The sequence below is a fragment of the Anaplasma centrale str. Israel genome (genome assembly GCF_000024505.1).
Lineage (GTDB): Bacteria > Pseudomonadota > Alphaproteobacteria > Rickettsiales > Anaplasmataceae > Anaplasma > Anaplasma centrale.
This window is the reverse complement of record NC_013532.1, coordinates 449,644-470,124: the sequence shown is the minus strand read 5'-3', so window position 1 is coordinate 470,124 and position 20,481 is coordinate 449,644. Positions and strand designations below refer to the sequence as shown.

Below are 20,481 nucleotides of genomic sequence, written 5' to 3'. Positions count from 1 at the left end.
CCCACAAAATACCAGAGTGACTCACGTATTGCATTCAGCAAGCCACAGAGCTACCATTTAACCAAGAATACTGGTAACCAGATGAAAAGCGTGCATGAAATATGCGTCACCAAAGAGGGCGACCAACAAAGAATTGATAAATTAATCTCGTGCGCGTTGGAAATATCACGCAACAGGGCGCAGGGTCTGATCGCGGGTGGGCAAGTTACAATCTCTGGAAGAGTAATCAACGACAACAGCTACCTGACAAAAACAGGTGACGTGTACACAATAGTGACGGCCGTACAGAAACCCAGCACTCTATCACCCAACTACGATATCGACCTCAAAGTAGTGTACGAAGACCATGATGTTATAGTAATAGATAAAGACCCCTACATAGCCGTCCACCCAGGAAATGGAATTGAGCATCACACGATAACAAATGCGCTGCTTGCCCGATTCGGGGCCGGTTTGCAGTCTGTCGGTAGTAGCTCAAGGCCGGGCATCGTACATAGACTGGACAAGGACACCAGCGGGCTAATGGTAGCCGCGAAGACCGAAAACGCCTATTATAGGCTTTCCGAAGAACTTGCCAACCAAGGATTCAAGAAAGAATACCTAGCGGTGGCCTGGGGTATACCTTGTCCCAAGCGGGGCGTGATACATACAAACATCCGCGTAAAAAGGTCTGACATAACCATGATGGAAGCTGCAAATTCCGGCGGAAAGCCGGCAAAAACAGAATATGAGGTTGAACAGGAATTGGGGGAAGTCGCAAGCTTGATTAGATGCACGCTCCACACCGGAAGGACGCACCAAATAAGGGTGCACATGAGCCATATAGGGCACTCCATAGTGGGGGATCAGAAGTATGGTAAGAACTGCAAGAAATGCATGAGGAGCGGGGTGCCGCCGGATGTCAAAAACTTCCGTAGACAAGCCCTGCACGCGTCCCTACTCGGCTTCCGTCATCCATCTACCGGAAAGTACATCGAGTTTACATCAAAACCGGCCGATGATATGCAGCAACTCATATCTGCGCTAGAGCCAGCCGGCAACCCACAAGCAAGAAACCGGGGGTAATTTTAAAGTACACCACACTGCAAGGATTTACCAGATGCGATAGCGGCCCTTATCTTGCGCTTTATCTTCTGCGCCTCGTCGCTGAGCTTCCTGGAAGCGGTATTCAACAGATAAAGGTCAAAGCCGCCCTTGTAGTTTATAGTCCGCAAGGTACGGGCAGCGACTTTCATCTTAAACTTCCTACCAAGCACCTCACTAACTAAAGTCACGTTGTGCAAATTCACCAGATAAGACCGCTTCGTCTTACGGTTGGAGTGCGACACCCTGTTACCGAAGGACTTGGCAAGCCCAGTAACGTCACAAACCCTACTCACAGGAACCCCCGAAAACACAACAAACCTGCGCAATTGTACCATGATGTGAGCGATAGTCAACCACAGCATGATATATACCAACATTCGTGGCAACAGACATTGATTGTCGAGTATTCGCCGCGCTGGGGCTCCGTCACCAGGAGATTGTCAGTACGCAGCCGTGCAACCAAACACAAATACATGCATCGCGCTGCGTGCCTTTGAAATGTATAAGCATGGAAGCTATAAAGGCCGGAACCGACCCAGGAATGAGGCACGATTATTGCACTTAAGTAAGATCGTTGGCCGTGGGAACAAGTAAATTGTGGCCAGAAATATGGCAGGATTACCACAACCGGGCTATGGGATGAACTGCGGCCGAAACAGGGCTACGGAGCGCCATAACCCTGACCCTAAGTACATCACACAGGAAATATCTGCCACGTTTCGAATTGCAGATGACTGCCGCTTCGGGTTTATAGACGAGAGGAGCACCAAAAAATGGGCGCTCGGACACCCAACAGCATCAAAATGCCGCGGTTTGACCGCACTTATAAATACAAACCAACGCGAATAGCCGCTTGCAAGCAGTGTTCACGCGAAGTTAACTGGGCAGCGCTCACGCGAAGTTAACCGGGTCGACGTCTATCACAACTCTTACTCTCCCAAGTTTTGTGTACCGATCCCGACACTCCGTTAAGATCTTCCTCACAGCCATGATATTGCTAATTTTCATCAGCATCCTGTACCGGTATACACCATTTACTAAGCTCATAGGGGCGGGCGCCGGCCCCCAAACCGTTATATGCCTTGAAAGGTATGCCACAATATCTTTAGACGTATCCACAACCCTAAACTCCTCTTTGCCTGATACTATTATGGCAACAAGCCTCGTGTATGGGGGCATATCAGTAATCTTGCGCGAGTGCAGCTCCGCATTGTAAAAATCCTCGCGCTCACAAGACATCAAAGACTGAATAACGGGGCTCTCCGGACCGTGTGTTTGCAACACCACCTCCCCTTTTTCTTCAAATCTACCTGAGCGACCAGAGACCTGGTGCAACAGTTGGTAGGTTTTCTCAGTCGCCCTTAAATCGCTGTTTCCCATGCCTAAATCCGCATCTATGACTCCAACAAGAGTCAGCTTGGGAAAGTTATGCCCCTTGGCTATGATCTGGGTGCCCACAATAATGTTCACTTCACCTTCCATGATTTGCTCTATTGTGCGGGTAATTCGCTTGGTATTTACGTCACTGCTAATGATTGCAACGTTTGCCTCCGGAATGAGCTCCTTTATGCCTTCAGCAACCCTCTCAACCCCCACCCCATACGGCATCATGGTATTGTGTTTGGTGCAGTCTGGACACTGTTGGGGCACTGCGCAGCTGTATGCGCAATAGTGGCACAGCAGGCCATCTAACCTTTTGTGTTCGGTTAGCCATGTGCAGCAATTTGGGCAGCTTATTTTGTACCCGCACTTTTTGCACAAGACCAATCTCGCATATCCGCGACGATTTAAAAACAACATCGCCTGGTTACCCTTGGCGAGGGTGGAAGTTATTTTGTCGTGCAGCGCCGATGAGAGCCATTCTCTGAGCAGCTGATCTTTGCGCATATCGACCACTGTGATATCGGGCATTACTGCCTCGCCGAATCTCTGCTTTAATACAACGTGATGGTACTTACCCTGGTTGACGTTATGCATTGTCTCCAGGGCCGGAGTTGCAGAACACAGAACCACAGGCACACCCAATCGTTTCGCGAGCACGATAGACATGTCACGTGCATTGTAAATAATCCCAGAATCTTGCTTGAAGGAGGATTCGTGCTCTTCATCAACGACTATCATTTTCAAATTTTTGAACGGCAAAAACAGGGCAGATCTGGCTCCCACCACTATTGATGAGGCTCCATAAGTGATCGCCAGCCAATTTTCCCTACGCTGTTTCGCCGTAAGGCCGGAGTGCCACTCTACGGGGTTGCACCCTGCAAAATAGCTGTGCACCCGCTTCATGAGCTGCGTGGCCAAAACTATTTCCGGCAGCAAGATCAGAACCTGAGCATCCAAGCAGTCGTGCAGCAACTTGGCTATTGCCGCGCAATAAACCTCGGTTTTACCGGAACCAGTTTTTCCGTCCAGTACAGTTACTGAAAACCCAGAAAGCCTCCCCACTATTTGGTCACGGGCCTTCAGCTGCTCCCCTGACAGCGCAGCAGATGTGCTCAGCGCGGGGCTATTATCAGTTGGCACACAACATTTGTACTCCTGTGTACCAAACATGCGAGACTTTGCAACAATAACGCTGCCGAGCACCATTTTTAGCACCATACCTATTGGCATGATGTTGTAACTACTGACCCACTTCAGAAACTCCATGAGCGGCCGCTGTACCGGCGGAAGGGGAATTTTGTCGCCAATGTCTTTCAGCTCCATATCAGGGGCAGGCCCACTCCTCATGGTGGTGATGATGCCTATTGCCACCCTGTTTCCAAAGGGAACCCGCACGTAGTCGCCTACAGAAAGTTCCATACCTTCTCGTACGGAGTAGTAGAAACATTGATCCACAGGTACAGGTAGCGCAACCTCCGCTATAATTCGCCCCGTCACAGTTTCGCATTACCTAGCACACTAAGCCGCACATTATGCCACAATTTTCCAATGACCGTGATAAATGCGCACGGCCGCTCTCGAAAAAGCGCAGCACCCTGCAGGTACATGGCTCTTTTCGGGTTATATGCGGCCAAACTACCGGTACGATAGCGCCCCCATCAGCATGATGCAGAAACCCCAACCTGCGCGCGGAGCAAAACCACGTATCACGCGCTACCCGGCGGAACCGTCCCCGAGAAAATCTGTGATGATGGCAAGAGCCACTTTGATACCAAGGTCAACCGCGCGGTGCTTGCCCGTTTTTTTGTCAGCATTCATTAGTAGGTACTCTGGGTGCATTTGTATCAACATGTTGCCCTTGCTGTCCTCAAGCGCCTCTATGATGCCATCATCAGATACTGCAGCAACCTTGTAGCCGAGCGCCTTCAGCTTTTCCATATTTTCCGGAGAATTGTCTACTGCTTCTTTGTGCGCATCGGGTAGGTAAAACACCGGATCGTCCCCCGCATTTACTTTCCTGACGATGACTTCAAGTTTGGTGCCCGGCAAGGCCCTTGCTCTCATTAGAGGAACCCCAGGAAGCCTTGGGTTTGGATCAGCAATATTGTGAGACTCAGCCATTGCACTGGAGCCCAAAATATCCTGCACTCTGCTCAGCCTTACATTCTGTGAGCGCAACACACCTTGCAATCCTCCACAAATACCCAAAATATGCAAGTCAGCCCCGCTATTCATCAGGCCTACCACGGCATCTGTAACCAGTTGTCTGTTAGGAACCGGAGGCAGCGGGGGAGAAACTATGTTGTAGTAGTTACCTGGAATCAGAATTCTGTCTATATTGTTCTCTCGCAGAAACCCACTTAGGCTGTCTTTTATCGCTGCCATGTCCGCACCGGCGCCGCCGGCATTTTCGATTATCTTGTTATAATCCACAATTGTCACATTTTTCGCACCTAAGGTGACGAGTAACTCGGTGATCCCCGTGGCAGTATCATATTCATTAGGATATGTCGAACTTTTAGTAGACAATATACCTACCGTGCTCGCCGTAAGAGCGTGCACACACTCAAAAGTGCATGCCCAACTTAACAGGAAACAACATAACGCCGTGCGGACGTATCCACTCAAACATTTCATATTTCAAACCCACCCGCTACACACATGAGACCAACCAAATCCGGCATTATATTGCCAAAACCTATAAACAAAACTTATGGCTATTCCAAACCATTTCTCAGATTTCACGTTTCATAACACACCATTTATGATCTTTCAATGCCTAACAATAACTTAAACAATGACTCCTCAGTGGGGCGTCGAGAAACAAGTATCCGCTTCCACGCACCCACATCCAGTGCGCGAAAAACCCCGCTGCTCATAGAATACGCACAAACATTACGCAGAAGCCTGCTGTATTGTCTGGATAACTCGGTAAAAATCTTGGCCGTCCTAGTTGAGTAAAAAACCACACCCAATATCTCACCATTCATGAGCAGATCACAGCACTGGGGGCTCAGATTCGCTCTAGCTACAACCTTGTAGAGCACAGCCTCTTCTACCTCAAAACCCATTTTCTCTGCAGCACCGCGCAAATCGTATGAAACTTCCTCCCCTCTCGCGTATAGCACCTTGGTTCCGCGTTGGTACGCATTCAGGCAAGATACTACATCGCGCACGGTGCCACCCGCAGATACCACATTAGTAAACCCAAGAGCAGTCGCACGCTTCATGGTGCTGTCACCCACAGTTAATATGCAGATATCACGTTCATCGGTAAGCTTGGCAATAACATCAACACCATTCCTGCTCGTAACAACAGTGACGTCATATGACTGCAACTTTAGGGCCTCAGTACGCAGATGCACAACTTCAAACATGGGCTCAACAAAAACGTCGAACCCCAATTCCTCCAGAGCCCCTTTGGACTTTGCTGAGTCTGCACTGGCACGGGTCAACACCAGCATGCCCATAGGCAATCTTCCATGGCAGGAACAAAAAACAGAACCTCGGCGACCAACGCTCCCCCCCCCCCCCATCTCTCTACTTAAACTGCACGCAACACTCCGCACCGAAACCAAGCGGAAAACAACAGCGAACATACACAAAAATTGTGCACGGGACAACCCTGATGTCATTCCACCCCGCAAAGAGCACGCCCAGCATGCGTCACAGTGGTGAGCAGGCTGTTTGTAGCCAAGCTTTGACCGCTGCAGCAACGTGGGGTGCTACTTCGTTGTATACGAAGCTGTGATAATCATTCACATACTTTATCTCTTCGGAACTGAGCATTTTGGTGTCTATCAGGTTTTTGTCTAGCGGAACGCGGGTAAGTTGTTGAAATCTGCAAAATCCCTCGCCACACGCTTCAACATACATCAGGTTTTCGATTCTAATGCCATACTCGCCAACCTTATAGTAGCCCGGCTCATTGGAAAGTACCATACCGGGAAGTAGTGCCACCCGGTTGCTGCGTGAGATTGCTTGTGGGCCCTCGTGCACAGATAGGAAGCTACCAACGCCGTGCCCAGTACCGTGCCCGTAATCGAGCCCTTTCTGCCACAAACACTGGCGAGCTAGAACATCCAGGTCTCCCCCCGAGGTGCCAGTGGGAAAAACCGCTCTTGCCAGGGCAATATGCCCTTTTAGCACGTCAGTAAAACGCTCAATATGTTCTCTACTTGGAGTGCCAACCGCCACAGTTCTGGTAATATCTGTCGTGCCATCCAAATATTGCCCACCGGAATCTAGCAGATACAGCCCCCCTTCGCGCAGTACCTGGCTTGTTTTTTCGTTTACCCTATAGTGGACGATTGCACCATTCCCTCCGAAACCAGAAATTGCATCGAAGCTTTCTCCGGCAAATAGCTCTTGGGCTTCTCTGAACTCACGGACTTTCAACGCGGCTCCTAGCTCCGTCACCTCCCTGCAATTTGCAAGTTCCGTGTGCAACCAATACAGAAAATTGGTCATGGCTACCCCATCTCTGACGTGAGCCTGGATCATCCCCCGTATTTCGGTTTCGTTTTTTGTTGCCCTGGGGAAGGTGCAGGGATCATCATCCCTGATCGTCACCACTTTACTTCGCACTGCGTCAAATATTGACATTGGAATCGTGGATGCATCCACCACAATGCTGTGAGCGCTCATTAGGGCACCGTGCAACTTATCTATTGAAAAAACGCGCACGTCCTCATCACTTATGTGCACCTGATCAGCCGCTGCATCCACAAAAAGCTCAACGCCCCCGTTACTATGGAGTATTGCACGCGACAAAACAGAAGGAGTATGCGTAAATGCCATGTTCCGTATATTCAAGAGCCATGATATCGCGTCTACATCGGTCATCAACATGACGCCACTGGTGGGCAGAGTATGAGCAACGGCCGCGCGCTTCTCACGGCTTGAAAGCCCAGCAAACTTTATTGGATGCTCCTGTATGCGCTGGTGAATCTGCATGGGCCGCTGCCAAATCTTGTCTAACATAATATGCTGCACCATCTTGGGCAGAAATTTTGCATACCTCCCTACCTGGCTGAGCGTGAACAGCTCCCCTTCATAGCCCACAACGGGATATTCGTCTATGTGTTCTTCAAGCCATGCAAAAGGGGTTAAATCACGGAAGTCATGAACATCATAACTATCTTTATCCACCTCCAACGCGGATTGCACTATGTATCTACTGTCGGTAAAAAACTGACTTTTGCCTTTTTTGCAAATTATCAGGAAAGCGTTTGACCCACTGAAGCCACACAACCATTTTACTCTTTGCCTACTCTCATGCACCCACCCAGACTGATATTCATCAGTGTGGTGTAACAGAAGCGCATCAAGGCCTTGTTCATCCATGATAGGCAATAACTTCCGGAGTTTTGCGTCCACACCGTACCTGCAAAGAGCACCCTAAGTTTATAGCAAAACCTCGGCGTCTTCACTAGCGTAATCATGTGCAAGCAGCCCTACCCCGCGTGGCATGCGTGCAAAGTTTACTTCGGCGCGTCCAGATTTCAGCTTGGAGAAAGCAGTAGCTCGTCATTCCGCATCGTAAAGTGAAAATGCTTCAGAAAACTCATTCCCAACAGAGACGTTCGCAGCTCAGATGTGCTAATGCTAGCACCCACATTTCTCGCAACCAACGTCCCTATTCTGATTTCTGGTATCTGAAAATAGGTGGCCTTTATGGCCCCATTTGCTGTATGGTAGGTTTTAGATTGCTGCACCGGCCTCATATGCGCACCTATCTTCTGCGCATCCCTTTCAGACAGCACAACATCCGTCGCGCCTGTATCCACTAGGAATGTTATATTCTCCCCATTGATAGCCGCAAGTATATAAAAGTGGCCGTCCTTGGATTTGCGAAATGCAACCCCTCCATCTTTTATAATGGGTACGTCGCTTATCGCGGCTGCAGTGTTGCCAAAACTGCCAAATGGTGGTTTATGCACTCCATCGTATAGGAAGGCAATTACCGATATAAGCCCAACCCAAAAAGCTATATACTTCGCGAATCTCATGGCAAAAATATCCCTTATCATTGCAAACTACAAGTAGACATATCGGTCTCGACAGCGGCACACAGTAGAAAAACCTGCAATTGAGCCCCAGGAATGGCACAGATATTGTATGAAAACGGCGCACGTACCCGCCACATCCGGAGTCATGCATGCCGCCACTCAACAAGCAGCAACCTGGAAAAGGCGCCGCGGCTCTGGCCACAAAGCATGATTCTGACTCAAAACTGAGTTGATGTCCACTAGGGAGACGTATAAAAGCCTACTGACTTCATATTACAGCTCTGCACAGGCACGCTAGACATCACGTCTACTCACAGGCGCTGGCAGGTGCGTGTGCACTATGGTAACCCAACTACGATAAAACTTATTAAACACGCGTGCAATAACCCAATGGAGGCCGCGCTCCGTTCAAGAAACTTCTTCCCCCAACATAAAAAACTGGCCATCGCAAACCTTTTCCCACTCCGCAACAAATTCAAGCATGTGTTTGTTGCCACTGGTTTGCAGATACTCCAGCAAATCTTTGATGCATTCGTTATAACTGTCCGATGTCACCCTGCCTTGATGGTGCATCAGCCTAAGGTACACAAGGTAGGTGTTGATTACGTCAGACTCGCAATAGTCACGAATTTCAGACAACTGCCCGCAGTCATACATGCGCGCAACTTCCGAACCGTCTATACCTATTTTGCCTGGAAAATTCAGCACAGAACACACTTCATGCATTTTTACCCTGGCGGACGTGCCAAAATCTGAAAGATAATCGAGCAAATCGCAGTGCCAATCTGTGCTATATCGCTGAAAATAGTTGTTCCACTTGTCGCCAGAATTATACAAATACCCAGCTTGAACTCCATGCACCATGGCCCGGTATTTTATCACAGGCAGGTCAAAAGTGCGCCCATTGAACGTCACAATGCGGGGCTTGATTGCGGAAAGGTAGCCCAAAAACCCACGCACCAGCTCCCTCTCTGTGGAGGCCACAGTTCCCCCAGAACGTATTTCGCGCAGTGTAAAGTGCTCACACCCCAGATCGCGCCGTATATCCGCTCTGAGAAAGCTTATTGTCACTATCTTGTGAAACGGCTGGCGCAGGAATGGATTTTGCCCATTAGTCACTTCAAGATGGTAGTCAGCCATAGCCTCGCGCTTGGCCGCAACATCACCACCAACAGCTCTTCCCACAAGACTGTCGCAGCTGTCAGTATCTGGTATAGTTTCAATGTCAAAAACCAATAACGAGCTCAGCATTGTGTGTATCCTACGCATTCATCCAGGTGATCCTGCCAGAATTTGCGCACCTTAACAAACAAAAAAAGGTGTGCTTTTTTACCCAGAATGCGCTCTATTTCCTCTCTCGCCGCCGTGCTGACACCCTTTATGAGCGCAGCATTTTTCCCCACAACGATTGTTTTTTGACTCTCTTTGATTACATACACAACCTGTTTGATTATGACGCTACGGCCCCTATCTTCAAACTTTTCCGTAACCACAGACAGTGAGTATGGCAGTTCCTGGCGGAGAGCAAGAAACAGCTTTTCGCGAGTAATTTCGGCTACAAAAAATTCTACAGTGGCGTCAGTACGCTGAGTGCCGGGATACAGCCATGGACAGTAATCCGCAGACTCGCGCAGGTGCGTTAACAGAGCCTCAGTACCCAAACCGTGAAGTGCCGAAACCGCAAAAATCCCGGTAAATTCGTGCATGGACTGTACGTGTGCTAAAATTTCGCGAATACGACACTCCTGAAGCAGATCGGTCTTATTAAGCACGGCCACAGCGGGAATATGCGAGTGCTTAACTTTGGCAACCACCCTGGCAACTTGGCTACACAGATAGTTCCTGGCCTCGAGTACCAAAACCACAATGTCCGCACCTCTGATAGACATCCATGCGTTTTTCACCAAAAACTTTTCCAGAACTGTTTTCGGCGCAAAAACACCTGGGGTATCTGTAAACACCAGCTGGACATTCCCATCGTTACGCACTGCATTCATGCGTACCCGCGTTGTGTGGACTTTCGGAGTTACTATTGAAGCCTTAAACCCCACCAACTCATTGATAAGCGTGGACTTACCAGCATTGGTTGCACCCACAACGGCAACCAAAGAACATTTCTCCGAATCGCGCCCCATCATAAAAACCTAGGTACCACACTCTATCTCGGCCACGCACCGCCTCACCAATACAGCAGAGAATGACAACAAAAAGGCGCAGCAATGCATGAATCCATTACATCCCCTTGCGCTGTAGGAAGGACATAATATCCGCATCCTTAAGCTTGCTTGCCTTCATCTGGCTAAACTTGCCTATCATGGAGTTCATCTGGTTGTATTGCTTTAGCAGTGCATCAACTACGTCAACCTTAACTCCAGCGCCCTTCGCTATTCTGGCTTTGCGCGCACCGTTTAATATCTTGGGGTTAGCCCTCTCTAGCTTAGTCATAGAGTTTATTATGGCAATGTACTTGTCTACTTTGCTGTCGTCAACAATCCCTGCAACCTTGCGTTTTACATCATTCCCAAATGCGGGAATAAACTTCATAATGCTGGCAATTCCACCCATTCTGCTTAGAGCCTTCAGCTGCACTACTAAGTCATCAAGGTCAAATTTCCCCTTGCTGGCCTTGTCTTGAAGGTCACGTATGGTTTCTCTACCTACAGCTTCAACCGCTTTTTCAACAAGGGAGGCAACGTCACCCATGTTTAAAATCCGGCGTGCAACCCTGTCTGGGTAAAAGTCGTCCAAATCTTCGGGCTTCTCCCCCGTAGACATAAACTTTATTGGGCACCCGGACACCATCTTCATGGAGAGTATTGCACCTCCGCGCGAATCCCCATCAGCCCTGGTAAAGATTGTGCCGGTAAGGTTGAGTTTATCATGAAACCCACGAACAACCTCAACTGCATCCTGCCCCATCATGCAGTCCACAACCAGTATAGTCTCGTTGGGCGAGACCTCCTTTTTGACGAGCTGAAGCTCCCCTATCATTTCTTGGTCTATGTGCAATCTACCCGCAGTATCAACTATGACAACATCATACCCCCCGCGTTTTGCCTCTTTCATAGCTCTTTTGGCTATGTCCAGCGGTAATTCACCCTCAACAATGGGAAGGCTGTCTACACCTACCCCTTGCGCTAAAACTCCAAGCTGCTCCTGGGCCGCCGGTCTGTATACGTCTAGGGACGCAACCAAGACTTTTTTCTCACTCTTCTTCAGTTTGAAGGCGACTTTCACCGTGTTTGTGGTCTTACCAACACCCTGCAACCCAACCATCATGATGGCAACTGGCGCTTTCCCGCTTAAGTCAAGCCCGCTTTTCTCATTACCTAAAACCTCTATTAGGCATTCCTCCATAAGCTTGATAATCATCTGCTCAGGCAGGACTCCTTTGACGACCTCACCCCCAACTATCTTGCTTTTTACATCCCCTATAAACTGCTCTACAACCATGAGGTTCACGTCAGCATCCAGTAGGGCCTGAGTTACATCTTCCAAGACAAGATCAAAGTCTTTGTCAGATATTTCGCGCCTACCGCCTAGTTTTTGTACCGCAGAGGCAATGCCCTTGGCTAAAGAATCAAACATAAGTTAACACCAACACAACTCCGATAACCAGCATACACAAAAGCAAAGCAACGTCGGCCGCCTCCATCCTTTGGCGCAACGCCGACACCCAAGCATGATCCTCATCATCGTATTCGGGGATACACACTTTTTCGGAAAGTACGTTGCATAGGTATAACACAAAATTCCAAAACCCAGAAATCACCTTGGGAAGAAAGCGCCTATAAATCCAGTCAATATCTATGCTGAACTCGCATCTGCCTAGCAGTTTGTTGCGCAACGATATAACAAAACATAACGCCGTAACAGAAATGGCCGCAATCTGAACGGCCACGTCTTTCGGCGTGTATACAAACCGCTCCCCCGTAAAGGAGAGAACTTGTTTGTGAAACATGCCCAAAACTACCAACAACAGCACCAAGAAAGCCATGGGGGCCTCAAGAAGATACCTGCCAACCGATGAGGATTCATTATGGCTAGCGCGCAGCTGCACACTTGAAAGCCACACCAACCTTAACCCTACGCCAGCAAATAATAGGAGACTGCAAATCAGAAAGACCTGTTTTGATATCACGTCAATAAGCCCAGCGGTTCCCGTGCTATGCAGCACTAATGATTTCACTACAAACCCGGCACTCCCAGGAAAGGCTCCCATGTTCAATACAGCAACTATACAGGCAAACATCGACAAATAAACGGCATACAGGCCGCCCCTTCTGTGCTCCGCACTGCCTACTGTAACCACATCCGCTACCATAAACAACAGTGTCTGGTAAAGCACGGAAAGCGCCATATACGCAATCAACACCCCATAGGAAACGCCGCTAAACCCTATAGCAATCAGCATCAGCCCCACCTGCCCGACAACGTTATAGGACATGGCCTTCCTTATATTTCGTTCCAGCCAGGCAAAAATTGCACCGTATATAGCGGTCATCATACCCGCATATAGCAGTATTGGATCACCAGAAAACATTCTCAGCAGAATGCAGGCGGCAACTTTAGTCGTAAATGCAGATAACACCATAATCCCAAACCTGGAGGACATAGGATACGTATGTGAAACCCAGGATGACGCGGGAAATGATGCAGCGTTTATCAGAAGACCGGCCATATACAATGTCTTAGACAGCCCAGTGAATTGGCCTACCTGAGCAAATTTGCATGCACCTACGAGGAGGAGCACTCCTGAAATAAAGTGCACAGACGCGTAATGAAGAAATGCTCCAATATTGCCGGCAGGGCACCCGTACGCAATGAGGAGAAGCGCAAAAAGCGCCATAAACTCAAACCCAACGGCAATGAAGGTGGGGTCAGACAGCGAAAGTACAAATGTGCTACTTGCGTAATACAGTAGGCAGCATAACACCTCCCGCGCACGCATATTTCCACATGACTGCAGCAATATAGCCAGCAAAGCCAGGGAAAACGACAGAAAAAGGGGCATTGCAGAGTGCAAAACGCGTGACAGCTCGAGCCCATCTCGCCACAAAACCGGCAACGCAGCATTGGCTCCGCCTGCAAAAAATCCGTACACCCCGGCAGCCGATAGAACTCCGTACATGACAACCCCCAACCAGCTCTACCTATATACATACACAGGCTCACACAAACAAGCTTGGTATTGGTGAATGAGATTTAACGTCCTAAGTCCTTATTCCCAAACAACTCGTAGGCTCTTGCACGAAATGCGCGCATAATCCGGTGTTTGGCAACGTCTGCCGCGACATCAAAGGTAATCTGAAGTATTTTTTGCCTGAAAGAAAACTTTATACAAAACTTGACCAGCGTTTTTTCGCTCCCCATTGGTAAAAAACGCCACTCACTTTGTAAAAGCCTGAATACGCCGTCGGTGGACCGCACTTTAACCCAGCCTGGCTGGTTATCTCTAGGAGGGCAAAACGAAACGTGCGAAGTGTATTCGCCCCTGAGTGATAGAAAGCTTGCAACCACTTCCGCAACCAGGGAGGAGTCGCCACGACTTAGCACCCTCACATCCTTACACCACGGAAGGAACTCCGGATATCGCTCTACATCCAACACGATGGAGAACAGCTTCTCTGCCGAAAACGCCAGAACCTCCTCCCCAACGAACCGATTACCCCACACAGGCCACAAATACCAGGCACAACTCACGAAAGACGGGGGATCCGCCTTTGCCGCAATGCTTTATTAGTGTCCTGAGACTAAAGCCAAGGTGGGTGCCATATAACAACCGCCTCCGGGTTGACAGTGACGGCCCCCTTCAAGAACAAAACGGGCTCGAGGAACTTCCAACCTACACGTACAACGCAGAACCCCCGCAGATTATACAAAACAAGGAAGACATATCAACATCTAAATGCCTATTTCTTATCGTCATCCTTATTAATTTCCTGATATTCCGAATCTACTACCCTTTCCTCCGGATTCCCGGAAGTTTCATTCGTAGCACCATTAGCGGAAGACCCAGGGTCTTTCTGAGCAGAATACGCAGCCTCACCCAACTTCATTGAAAGCTGCATTAGAGCGTCGTATTTTTGCTGAACAACGCCACTATCGCCACTATCGTTATTCAAACACTCCCTGAGCTCCTTTATCGCAGTCTCAATACTCGACCTATCAGAACTAGAAATTTTATCCCCATAGTCCTTGAGCGACTTCTCAGTGGAATGTATCAGGGTTTCAGAGCTGTTTTTAAGCTCCACATGCTTTTTGCGCTTCTCATCTTCTTCAGCTCTGTCTTGAGCATCTTTGACCATCTTCTTGATTTCCTCCTCGCTCAGCCCACCAGAAGACTGTATCTTTATGGTCTGCTCCTTCCCAGACGCTTTGTCTTTTGCAGAGACATGCACTATACCATTGGCATCTATGTCGAACGTGACCTCAATCTGCGGAACACCCCGAGGCGCTGAAGGAATCCCCTCAAGGCTAAATTGGCCAAGAAGCTTGTTATCTATAGCCATTTTCCTCTCACCTTGATAAACCTTGATGGTCACCGCAGTCTGCCCGTCCTCCGCTGTAGAAAACACTTGAGACTTTTTAGTGGGGATTGTGGTGTTGCGCTCAATGAGAGGCGTGAAAACCCCGCCCAAAGTCTCTATACCCAGCGACAGTGGCGCAACATCTAACAACAAGACGTCTCTGACATCGCCTGTGAGTATACCACCTTGTATCGCAGCACCAATTGCCACCACCTCATCAGGGTTCACCCCCTTACATGGCTCTTTTCCTCCAAAGAAGTCTTTCACCCTCTGGACCACCTTTGGCACCCTTGTCATCCCACCAACTAGCACCACCTCATCGATCTTGCTGGTGTCTTTAATTCCTGCATCATCCAAAGCCTTCTTGCACGGCTCTATGGTACGCTCAATCAACTCGCTCACAAGACTTTCAAACTTGGCTCTGGTAAGCTTCAGACTGAGGTGTTTTGCACCAGTGCTATCGCTGGATATGAAGGGCAAAGTTATATCCGTCTCCAACCTACTGGAAAGCTCAATCTTGGCCTTCTCCGCGGCTTCTTTGATCCTCTGCACAGCCATAGGGTCATTATGTAGGTCTATTCCAGTCTCCTGTTTGAAGCTCTCCATCATGTGCTCCATAACGGCATTGTCAAAGTCCTCACCACCGAGCTTTGTATCACCATTTGTAGCTTTTACCTCAAACACACCTTCAGCTATTTCCAGAACGGAAACGTCAAAAGTCCCACCACCAAGGTCGTATACAACAATCGTGCGCTGCTTGTCACCCTTGTCCAAGCCGTAGGCTAACGCGGCAGCAGTAGGCTCATTGATGATCCTCACAACGTCTAGTCCAGCAATTGCCCCTGCGTCCTTAGTCGCTTGACGTTGCGCATCGTTAAAATATGCAGGAACGGTGATCACGGCCTTCTTTACCGGAGCTCCGAAATACCTTTCTGCAGTTTCCTTAATCTTCTCCAAAACAAACGCGCCAATTTGTACCGGCGAGTATTCCGCACCCCTGGCCCTTATCCATGCATCTCCGTTTTTCGCCGGAAACACTTCGTAAGGACACTTAACATCCCGCATATCATCATACCTGCGGCCTATTATCCTCTTGCTGGCGTATATGGTATTTTGAGCATTAATGTTCGCCTGACGCTTAGCAAGCTCACCCACAAGTTGCTCATTCTCGGTAAAGGCAACCACCGACGGAGTAGTCCTTGAGCCCTCACTGTTTTCGATAACTTTCGCGGTGCCCGCCTCCATAACAGCAACGCAAGAATTCGTAGTACCCAGATCTATGCCTATGATGCGCTCAGCCGCCATGATTACCCCCACATAATAAAACAACACTCAAAATCAGATACGGTAGATATAGTCACCAAAGCTTTAAATTACAACCCCTTCCCCTGCAGCAAGACAAAAAATATACGAGAGACCAATCAAAAAGTGTGTGGTTTGGCCACGTACGACGCAACCTAACCGGAGTAGCCTCCGTTTGCGGCACGTAGCGCGGTTAGACACAAGACGGCAACATCTAGTGTATACTTGCAAATACACGAGCTAGCCATTTCCTAACCCACATTCCACCGGGTTTTTCAACCTCAGCAGGCACCGCTTGGGTGTTTGGTTGCACACCTGTAATTTCGGTACTTTCGGCCTTATTTTCCGCAACTTCCGGAGAAGCCTCGGGTGGCCCCATAAGTTCCTCACTTAGAGCCGTGCTATACCCCTTCTCGGCATGAATGTTAAAACCAGCGGCACCTGGATTCCCGCTTACACCAAACCTTATGATAACCTTAAACTCGCCCTCTATTGCCCAAATATGCTTACGCTTGTTATTAAACAGGTAGGTCAAAACTTCATGATCGGCCGAAACCGAAATTATCTTCTCACGATTTTTATGGGCAAAGTACCGCACGCTTCTGAGTATGTCCGCAGCAACGGATTCAAGCGATCTCACCCTACCAACCCCCCTACAATGGGCACACTGAATTGTGTTGGTATCGAGTATACTCTGCTTTACCCTCTGTCTGGAGATTTCCATCAGACCAAAGGCACTTATGTATCCAAACTGTACCTTCGCCTTGTCGTTCTTAAACGCCTCCCTAACCTCAGACTCAACAGCCCTGCAGTACCTGTACCTTAGCATGTCTATGAAGTCAATAACTATGAGGCCGGACAGCCCACGGAGATTCACTTGCCGCGCAATTTCTTTAACAGCTTCCATATTGGTTTTGTACGCAGTCTCTTCTATGCTGTCTTCACCGGTCATTTTGCCCGAGTTTACATCTATGGAAACCAACGCTTCAGTTGGAGTAATAACAAGATACCCACCAGATGGGAGAAAAATTTTGTCGCTATACAACTCAAGTATTTGCGAGTCAACCCTGTAATGGGTAAAAATTGGTACACTGCCCTTATACATCCGGACACGCAGTTTGTTCCTAAACATTGACTTCGCGTACTCTTTCACGAGGCTGAACGCCCTACTACCCGCAACAACCACCTCATGGGTTGTCTCGTCACAAAAATCCCTGAGTGCCCTCTTAACTATATTAGCCTCCACGTATAGAAGCGCGGGAGGCTCCATGTTCTCACAGTTATCGCGTATCTCCTGCCATGTGGACTGCAAGTAAGACAAGTCTTGTTCTATCTCCTTTTGGCTTTTGTTGCTACCAGCGGTTCTGATGATGATGCCAGATTCCTTTGGTAGCTTAATGGAATTCAGTACTTCCTTCAGATTTCTCCGATCATCACAATCCTCGATACGCCGTGATATCCCACTACTCTTGCTGCCTGCGTTCGGCATAAAGATACAATACCGACCCGCTAGCGCAACGTGGGTAGAAAAAGTCGCGCACTTGCTCCCCCGCTCTTCTTTTATGATCTGAACCATGAGCTTTTGGTCCACCTTGATCACATCCTGAATTTTGTATAGTTTGTGCAGCGAAGCCCTAGACCTACCAGCCTTGGAAGCCGGATCTCGCTTACCCGAACGATCATCCAACGAGGGTTTGCAAGCGTCAACTCCACACTCGTCTGGCAGCGGCGTAGCGACCCCATCATCCCCAGCTAACTCCTCATGCTCCTGGTCATCACCGTACACGTCCTGTAGAAGAGCCTCTTTCTCCTCTGCAGGCAGTTGGTAGTGCTCGACCGAAATTTCAGAAAAAGGCAAAAACCCGTGCTTGCTTATTCCGTATTCTATGAACACGGCCTGCAAGGACGGCTCGACACGCTTTACGACCGCGTAGTATATGTTGCCACGCAGTTGCTTCCTGTCTTTTAACTCCTGATCAAACTCAACTACTTTACCGCCATCAAGTACCGCAACTCTTATCTCATCAACATATGCGGCATCAACCAATATTCTCTTCCCACTGCTATCATTAGACACAGAACCTCACACCAACTCATAACACTCCAAAGGCCACTCAGAGCACTGCAAAAAATCGACACATGCAACACCTCAGCGCTGCGAACACAAATTTCAAGACGCGGTAGACTTCGCTTCTATCCTCATGACCATAGCAAGCCCAACCGCCATGGTGGCTACACCCACCACTATGGCAGTAAGCATCAAAACACTGGGCAGTGGATTGCTGTATAACGTCTCCCCCCCCTGCACAGCAAGTATGGGCACCCTAGCACCTCTTACATATCCCAAAGAAATGTAGAACAGCAACACGGAAGACTGAAAAATACCCAAACCCATTAGCTTCTTCACGCGATTGCCAGTCACCACCACGGTAAACAGGCCAACCGCCATCAACAGGGCCGCCACCACATGATTCACATGCAGTAAAAAGAAGAACACCAAGCCCCCCTTGTGCTGTACACACCCAACACGACCACACCGCAGGACATACAAGTCCGCAGGGTCGTGATGCCAGTGTATATCTATTTTTCTCGTGATGCAAAGTCAAAATAAATGCTCACCATGGAGCCACACACCACTAAACCAACACCCAGCTCAACAACAAAGATACCAAGCTTCTGTTCGGAAACAGCATCAAATATCGAAAAAAAATAGGAAAGAAAGCTTTTTCCGACAAACATGGATGCGGCACCCGTGGCTAAATACAACAGCAATCCAGTGGCACCCATCCCCCGGAGAAAAGAAGTAAGCACAACCCCGGAAATAGGAATTTCCCCAAACACCATCTGAGATAAAACCAGCGCAGAAGCTACTATAACTCCTCCCTGAAACCCGCCTCCTGGGCTGTAATCACCATGCACCTGTACATACAGACCATACAGTACCATCACCGGAAGCATTAGGGTCGTTGCATAGCGCAACGCGGGATTATCACCTAACATATTTCTTCCTACCATCGCCTTGAATACTTTCCTTACCTACCCCATCTAGAAGCAACGATACACACATAGCAGCCGTGAATACAACCAACGTTTCACACATAGTGTCGTAACCACGAAAACTCGCCAGAATTGCGGTAACCACGTTAGGAATCCTCACATAACGGTTCGTATCCTCAAAATAAGTAGTTATGTGAATATTTGCCGGAGAGATTGCATCCCCAAACTCGGGCAAATCCAAAACCGCGTACACCAATGCCACAAACATCACCAGCGCGACAAACGCAGCTGACAAGATTTTAACCACGCTACAGTTGTTCCACACGTATTCAACCCTGTCGCTTCCCACATATCCAAGACGAGAAAGCACAACAAGGGTTAGCGCAGTACTGAGCCCAGCACCCACTGCTGCTTCGGTTATAGCAACATCAGGCGCAGCCATTACCAGATGAGCGGCCGCCATCGTAAGACTAAAAGTGCACATGATTACGGCGTCTGCCAGCACGCCCTCGCACAACGCAACCGCAGCTGCTGACACCACCAACAGAGGTAGGAGCGCCCAGTTTACGGCCGCACTCACGTCCAAGTGCATCTAACCACCATCTTCATCATCACTTTTGCACTGTAGTATGGTAGAGCCCACAATGGCGTTGCATGCAGTTGTGGAGGTAATCCACAATAGTACAATCAGTACGAGCATTTTGATTGTAAACACGGACAATCCGCACTGAATTGCCAACCCACACAACGCAAGCGCCACACCCACAGAATCTGCAACCCCTACAGCGTGGACCCGAGAACGAAAATCTGGAAGTCTCAGGACCCCGATAGCAGCTATAACCATAAAGAACACCCCGGCACCTAGCGTCATCATACCCAGCAATGGCACCATCAGCCTCTCACCCCCGATTAGACGCAAAAAACTTGGCAAACCCGACGGCGGACACAAGCCCGATACATGCATACACCAAAGACACATCAACAAAGAACTCCTGGGCGTCCGCAAGAACACCCAAAGCTGCAATTAACACCACACCATAGGTATTAAACGCGCTAGCTGCGAGCATCCTATCGCCTATGAACCCCGATGTGATGACTTTGTACAGCATCGCAAACATACACGCAATCAATACAAAAATCGAGAAAATAAGCACAGCCAACCCCAAAGTAAT

Annotated in this window: 19 protein-coding genes and 1 other RNA gene; 1 reads left to right on the top strand and 19 read right to left on the bottom strand. The window is 48.9% G+C overall.

Annotation, left to right across the window (positions count from 1 at the left end; translation table 11 throughout):
* The first annotated feature begins 81 nt into the window (after window positions 1-81).
* The gene (locus tag ACIS_RS02165; protein WP_012880599.1) at window positions 82-1,065 is read left to right on the top strand and encodes an RluA family pseudouridine synthase; all 984 of its coding nucleotides are present in this window, start codon (window positions 82-84) and stop codon (window positions 1,063-1,065) included.
* 2 nt (window positions 1,066-1,067) lie between these two features.
* On the opposite strand, the gene rpmB is transcribed toward ACIS_RS02165, so the two are convergent.
* From rpmB to ACIS_RS02075, 19 genes are all read right to left on the bottom strand, one after another.
* Window positions 1,068-1,379, bottom strand: a complete 312-nt coding sequence (gene rpmB, locus ACIS_RS02160) for a 50S ribosomal protein L28 (protein WP_010265047.1) — start codon at window positions 1,377-1,379, stop codon at window positions 1,068-1,070.
* 598 nt (window positions 1,380-1,977) lie between these two features.
* Window positions 1,978-3,966: a replication restart helicase PriA gene (gene priA, locus ACIS_RS02155; RefSeq protein ID WP_012880597.1), complete on the bottom strand. Its 1,989-nt coding sequence runs from the start codon at window positions 3,964-3,966 to the stop codon at window positions 1,978-1,980.
* Between the two features lie 216 nt (window positions 3,967-4,182).
* On the bottom strand, window positions 4,183-4,998 hold the full coding sequence (locus ACIS_RS02150; protein WP_223822677.1) for a gamma-glutamyl-gamma-aminobutyrate hydrolase family protein: 816 nt from the start codon (window positions 4,996-4,998) through the stop codon (window positions 4,183-4,185).
* A gap of 233 nt (window positions 4,999-5,231) precedes the next feature.
* Window positions 5,232-6,068: a uroporphyrinogen-III synthase gene (locus tag ACIS_RS02145; protein ID WP_238523316.1), complete on the bottom strand. Its 837-nt coding sequence runs from the start codon at window positions 6,066-6,068 to the stop codon at window positions 5,232-5,234.
* 67 nt (window positions 6,069-6,135) lie between these two features.
* Window positions 6,136-7,848 (bottom strand): aminopeptidase P family protein, encoded by a 1,713-nt coding sequence (locus tag ACIS_RS02140; RefSeq protein ID WP_012880594.1) that lies wholly within the window; start codon window positions 7,846-7,848, stop codon window positions 6,136-6,138.
* A 125-nt stretch (window positions 7,849-7,973) separates the two neighbouring features.
* Window positions 7,974-8,501, bottom strand: a complete 528-nt coding sequence (locus ACIS_RS02135) for a retropepsin-like aspartic protease family protein (protein WP_012880593.1) — start codon at window positions 8,499-8,501, stop codon at window positions 7,974-7,976.
* A gap of 387 nt (window positions 8,502-8,888) precedes the next feature.
* A complete protein-coding gene (locus ACIS_RS02130; RefSeq protein WP_012880592.1) occupies window positions 8,889-9,731 on the bottom strand; it encodes a 3'-5' exonuclease in 843 nt (280 codons plus the stop codon).
* On the bottom strand, window positions 9,725-10,615 hold the full coding sequence (gene era / locus ACIS_RS02125) for a GTPase Era (protein WP_041651150.1): 891 nt from the start codon (window positions 10,613-10,615) through the stop codon (window positions 9,725-9,727). The genes ACIS_RS02130 and era overlap by 7 nt, the downstream gene beginning before the upstream one ends.
* 97 nt (window positions 10,616-10,712) lie before the next feature.
* Window positions 10,713-12,068: a signal recognition particle protein gene (gene ffh, locus ACIS_RS02120; protein ID WP_012880590.1), complete on the bottom strand. Its 1,356-nt coding sequence runs from the start codon at window positions 12,066-12,068 to the stop codon at window positions 10,713-10,715.
* Window positions 12,061-13,611 (bottom strand): proton-conducting transporter transmembrane domain-containing protein, encoded by a 1,551-nt coding sequence (locus tag ACIS_RS02115; protein WP_012880589.1) that lies wholly within the window; start codon window positions 13,609-13,611, stop codon window positions 12,061-12,063. The genes ffh and ACIS_RS02115 overlap by 8 nt, the downstream gene beginning before the upstream one ends.
* Before the next feature lie 74 nt (window positions 13,612-13,685).
* Entirely contained in the window at window positions 13,686-14,156 is a 471-nt protein-coding gene (locus ACIS_RS02110; protein WP_012880588.1) for a type II toxin-antitoxin system RatA family toxin, read from the bottom strand.
* A 34-nt stretch (window positions 14,157-14,190) separates the two neighbouring features.
* Window positions 14,191-14,348: non-coding RNA, 6S RNA (gene ssrS, locus ACIS_RS05250), on the bottom strand.
* Window positions 14,349-14,392: 44 nt separating this feature from the next.
* Window positions 14,393-16,315 carry a molecular chaperone DnaK gene (gene dnaK, locus ACIS_RS02105; protein ID WP_041651441.1) on the bottom strand — a complete coding sequence of 641 codons (1,923 nt, stop codon included), beginning with the start codon at window positions 16,313-16,315 and terminating at the stop codon, window positions 14,393-14,395.
* 211 nt (window positions 16,316-16,526) lie between these two features.
* Window positions 16,527-18,389: an Rne/Rng family ribonuclease gene (locus ACIS_RS02100; protein ID WP_012880586.1), complete on the bottom strand. Its 1,863-nt coding sequence runs from the start codon at window positions 18,387-18,389 to the stop codon at window positions 16,527-16,529.
* A gap of 93 nt (window positions 18,390-18,482) precedes the next feature.
* Window positions 18,483-18,809, bottom strand: coding sequence for a cation:proton antiporter subunit C (locus ACIS_RS02095; RefSeq protein WP_012880585.1), 327 nt, complete (start codon window positions 18,807-18,809; stop codon window positions 18,483-18,485).
* 83 nt (window positions 18,810-18,892) lie between these two features.
* On the bottom strand, window positions 18,893-19,312 hold the full coding sequence (locus ACIS_RS02090; protein ID WP_041651147.1) for a Na(+)/H(+) antiporter subunit B: 420 nt from the start codon (window positions 19,310-19,312) through the stop codon (window positions 18,893-18,895).
* Window positions 19,302-19,901, bottom strand: a complete 600-nt coding sequence (locus tag ACIS_RS02085; protein WP_012880583.1) for a DUF4040 domain-containing protein — start codon at window positions 19,899-19,901, stop codon at window positions 19,302-19,304. Before ACIS_RS02085 ends, ACIS_RS02090 begins: the two co-directional genes overlap by 11 nt.
* On the bottom strand, window positions 19,902-20,201 hold the full coding sequence (locus tag ACIS_RS02080; protein WP_012880582.1) for a monovalent cation/H(+) antiporter subunit G: 300 nt from the start codon (window positions 20,199-20,201) through the stop codon (window positions 19,902-19,904). It abuts the gene before it with no gap.
* A gap of 7 nt (window positions 20,202-20,208) precedes the next feature.
* Window positions 20,209-20,463 (bottom strand): monovalent cation/H+ antiporter complex subunit F, encoded by a 255-nt coding sequence (locus ACIS_RS02075; protein ID WP_041651439.1) that lies wholly within the window; start codon window positions 20,461-20,463, stop codon window positions 20,209-20,211.
* Window positions 20,464-20,481 lie beyond the last annotated feature (18 nt).

Excerpts from the sequence above, each read along its gene's own strand:
- ACIS_RS02130 (WP_012880592.1), bottom strand. The coding sequence starts at position 9,731 with ATGCTGAGCTCGTTATTGGTTTTTGACATTGAAACTATACCAGATACT.
- era (WP_041651150.1), bottom strand. The coding sequence starts at position 10,615 with ATGGGGCGCGATTCGGAGAAATGTTCTTTGGTTGCCGTTGTGGGTGCA.
- ACIS_RS02085 (WP_012880583.1), bottom strand. The coding sequence starts at position 19,901 with ATGCACTTGGACGTGAGTGCGGCCGTAAACTGGGCGCTCCTACCTCTG.
- ACIS_RS02090 (WP_041651147.1), bottom strand. The coding sequence starts at position 19,312 with ATGTTAGGTGATAATCCCGCGTTGCGCTATGCAACGACCCTAATGCTT.
- ACIS_RS02145 (WP_238523316.1), bottom strand. The coding sequence starts at position 6,068 with ATGTTCGCTGTTGTTTTCCGCTTGGTTTCGGTGCGGAGTGTTGCGTGC.
- ACIS_RS02165 (WP_012880599.1), top strand. The coding sequence starts at position 82 with ATGAAAAGCGTGCATGAAATATGCGTCACCAAAGAGGGCGACCAACAA.
- ACIS_RS02115 (WP_012880589.1), bottom strand. The coding sequence starts at position 13,611 with ATGTACGGAGTTCTATCGGCTGCCGGGGTGTACGGATTTTTTGCAGGC.
- ACIS_RS02080 (WP_012880582.1), bottom strand. The coding sequence starts at position 20,201 with ATGGTGCCATTGCTGGGTATGATGACGCTAGGTGCCGGGGTGTTCTTT.
- ACIS_RS02135 (WP_012880593.1), bottom strand. The coding sequence starts at position 8,501 with ATGATAAGGGATATTTTTGCCATGAGATTCGCGAAGTATATAGCTTTT.
- ffh (WP_012880590.1), bottom strand. The coding sequence starts at position 12,068 with ATGTTTGATTCTTTAGCCAAGGGCATTGCCTCTGCGGTACAAAAACTA.
- dnaK (WP_041651441.1), bottom strand. The coding sequence starts at position 16,315 with ATGGCGGCTGAGCGCATCATAGGCATAGATCTGGGTACTACGAATTCT.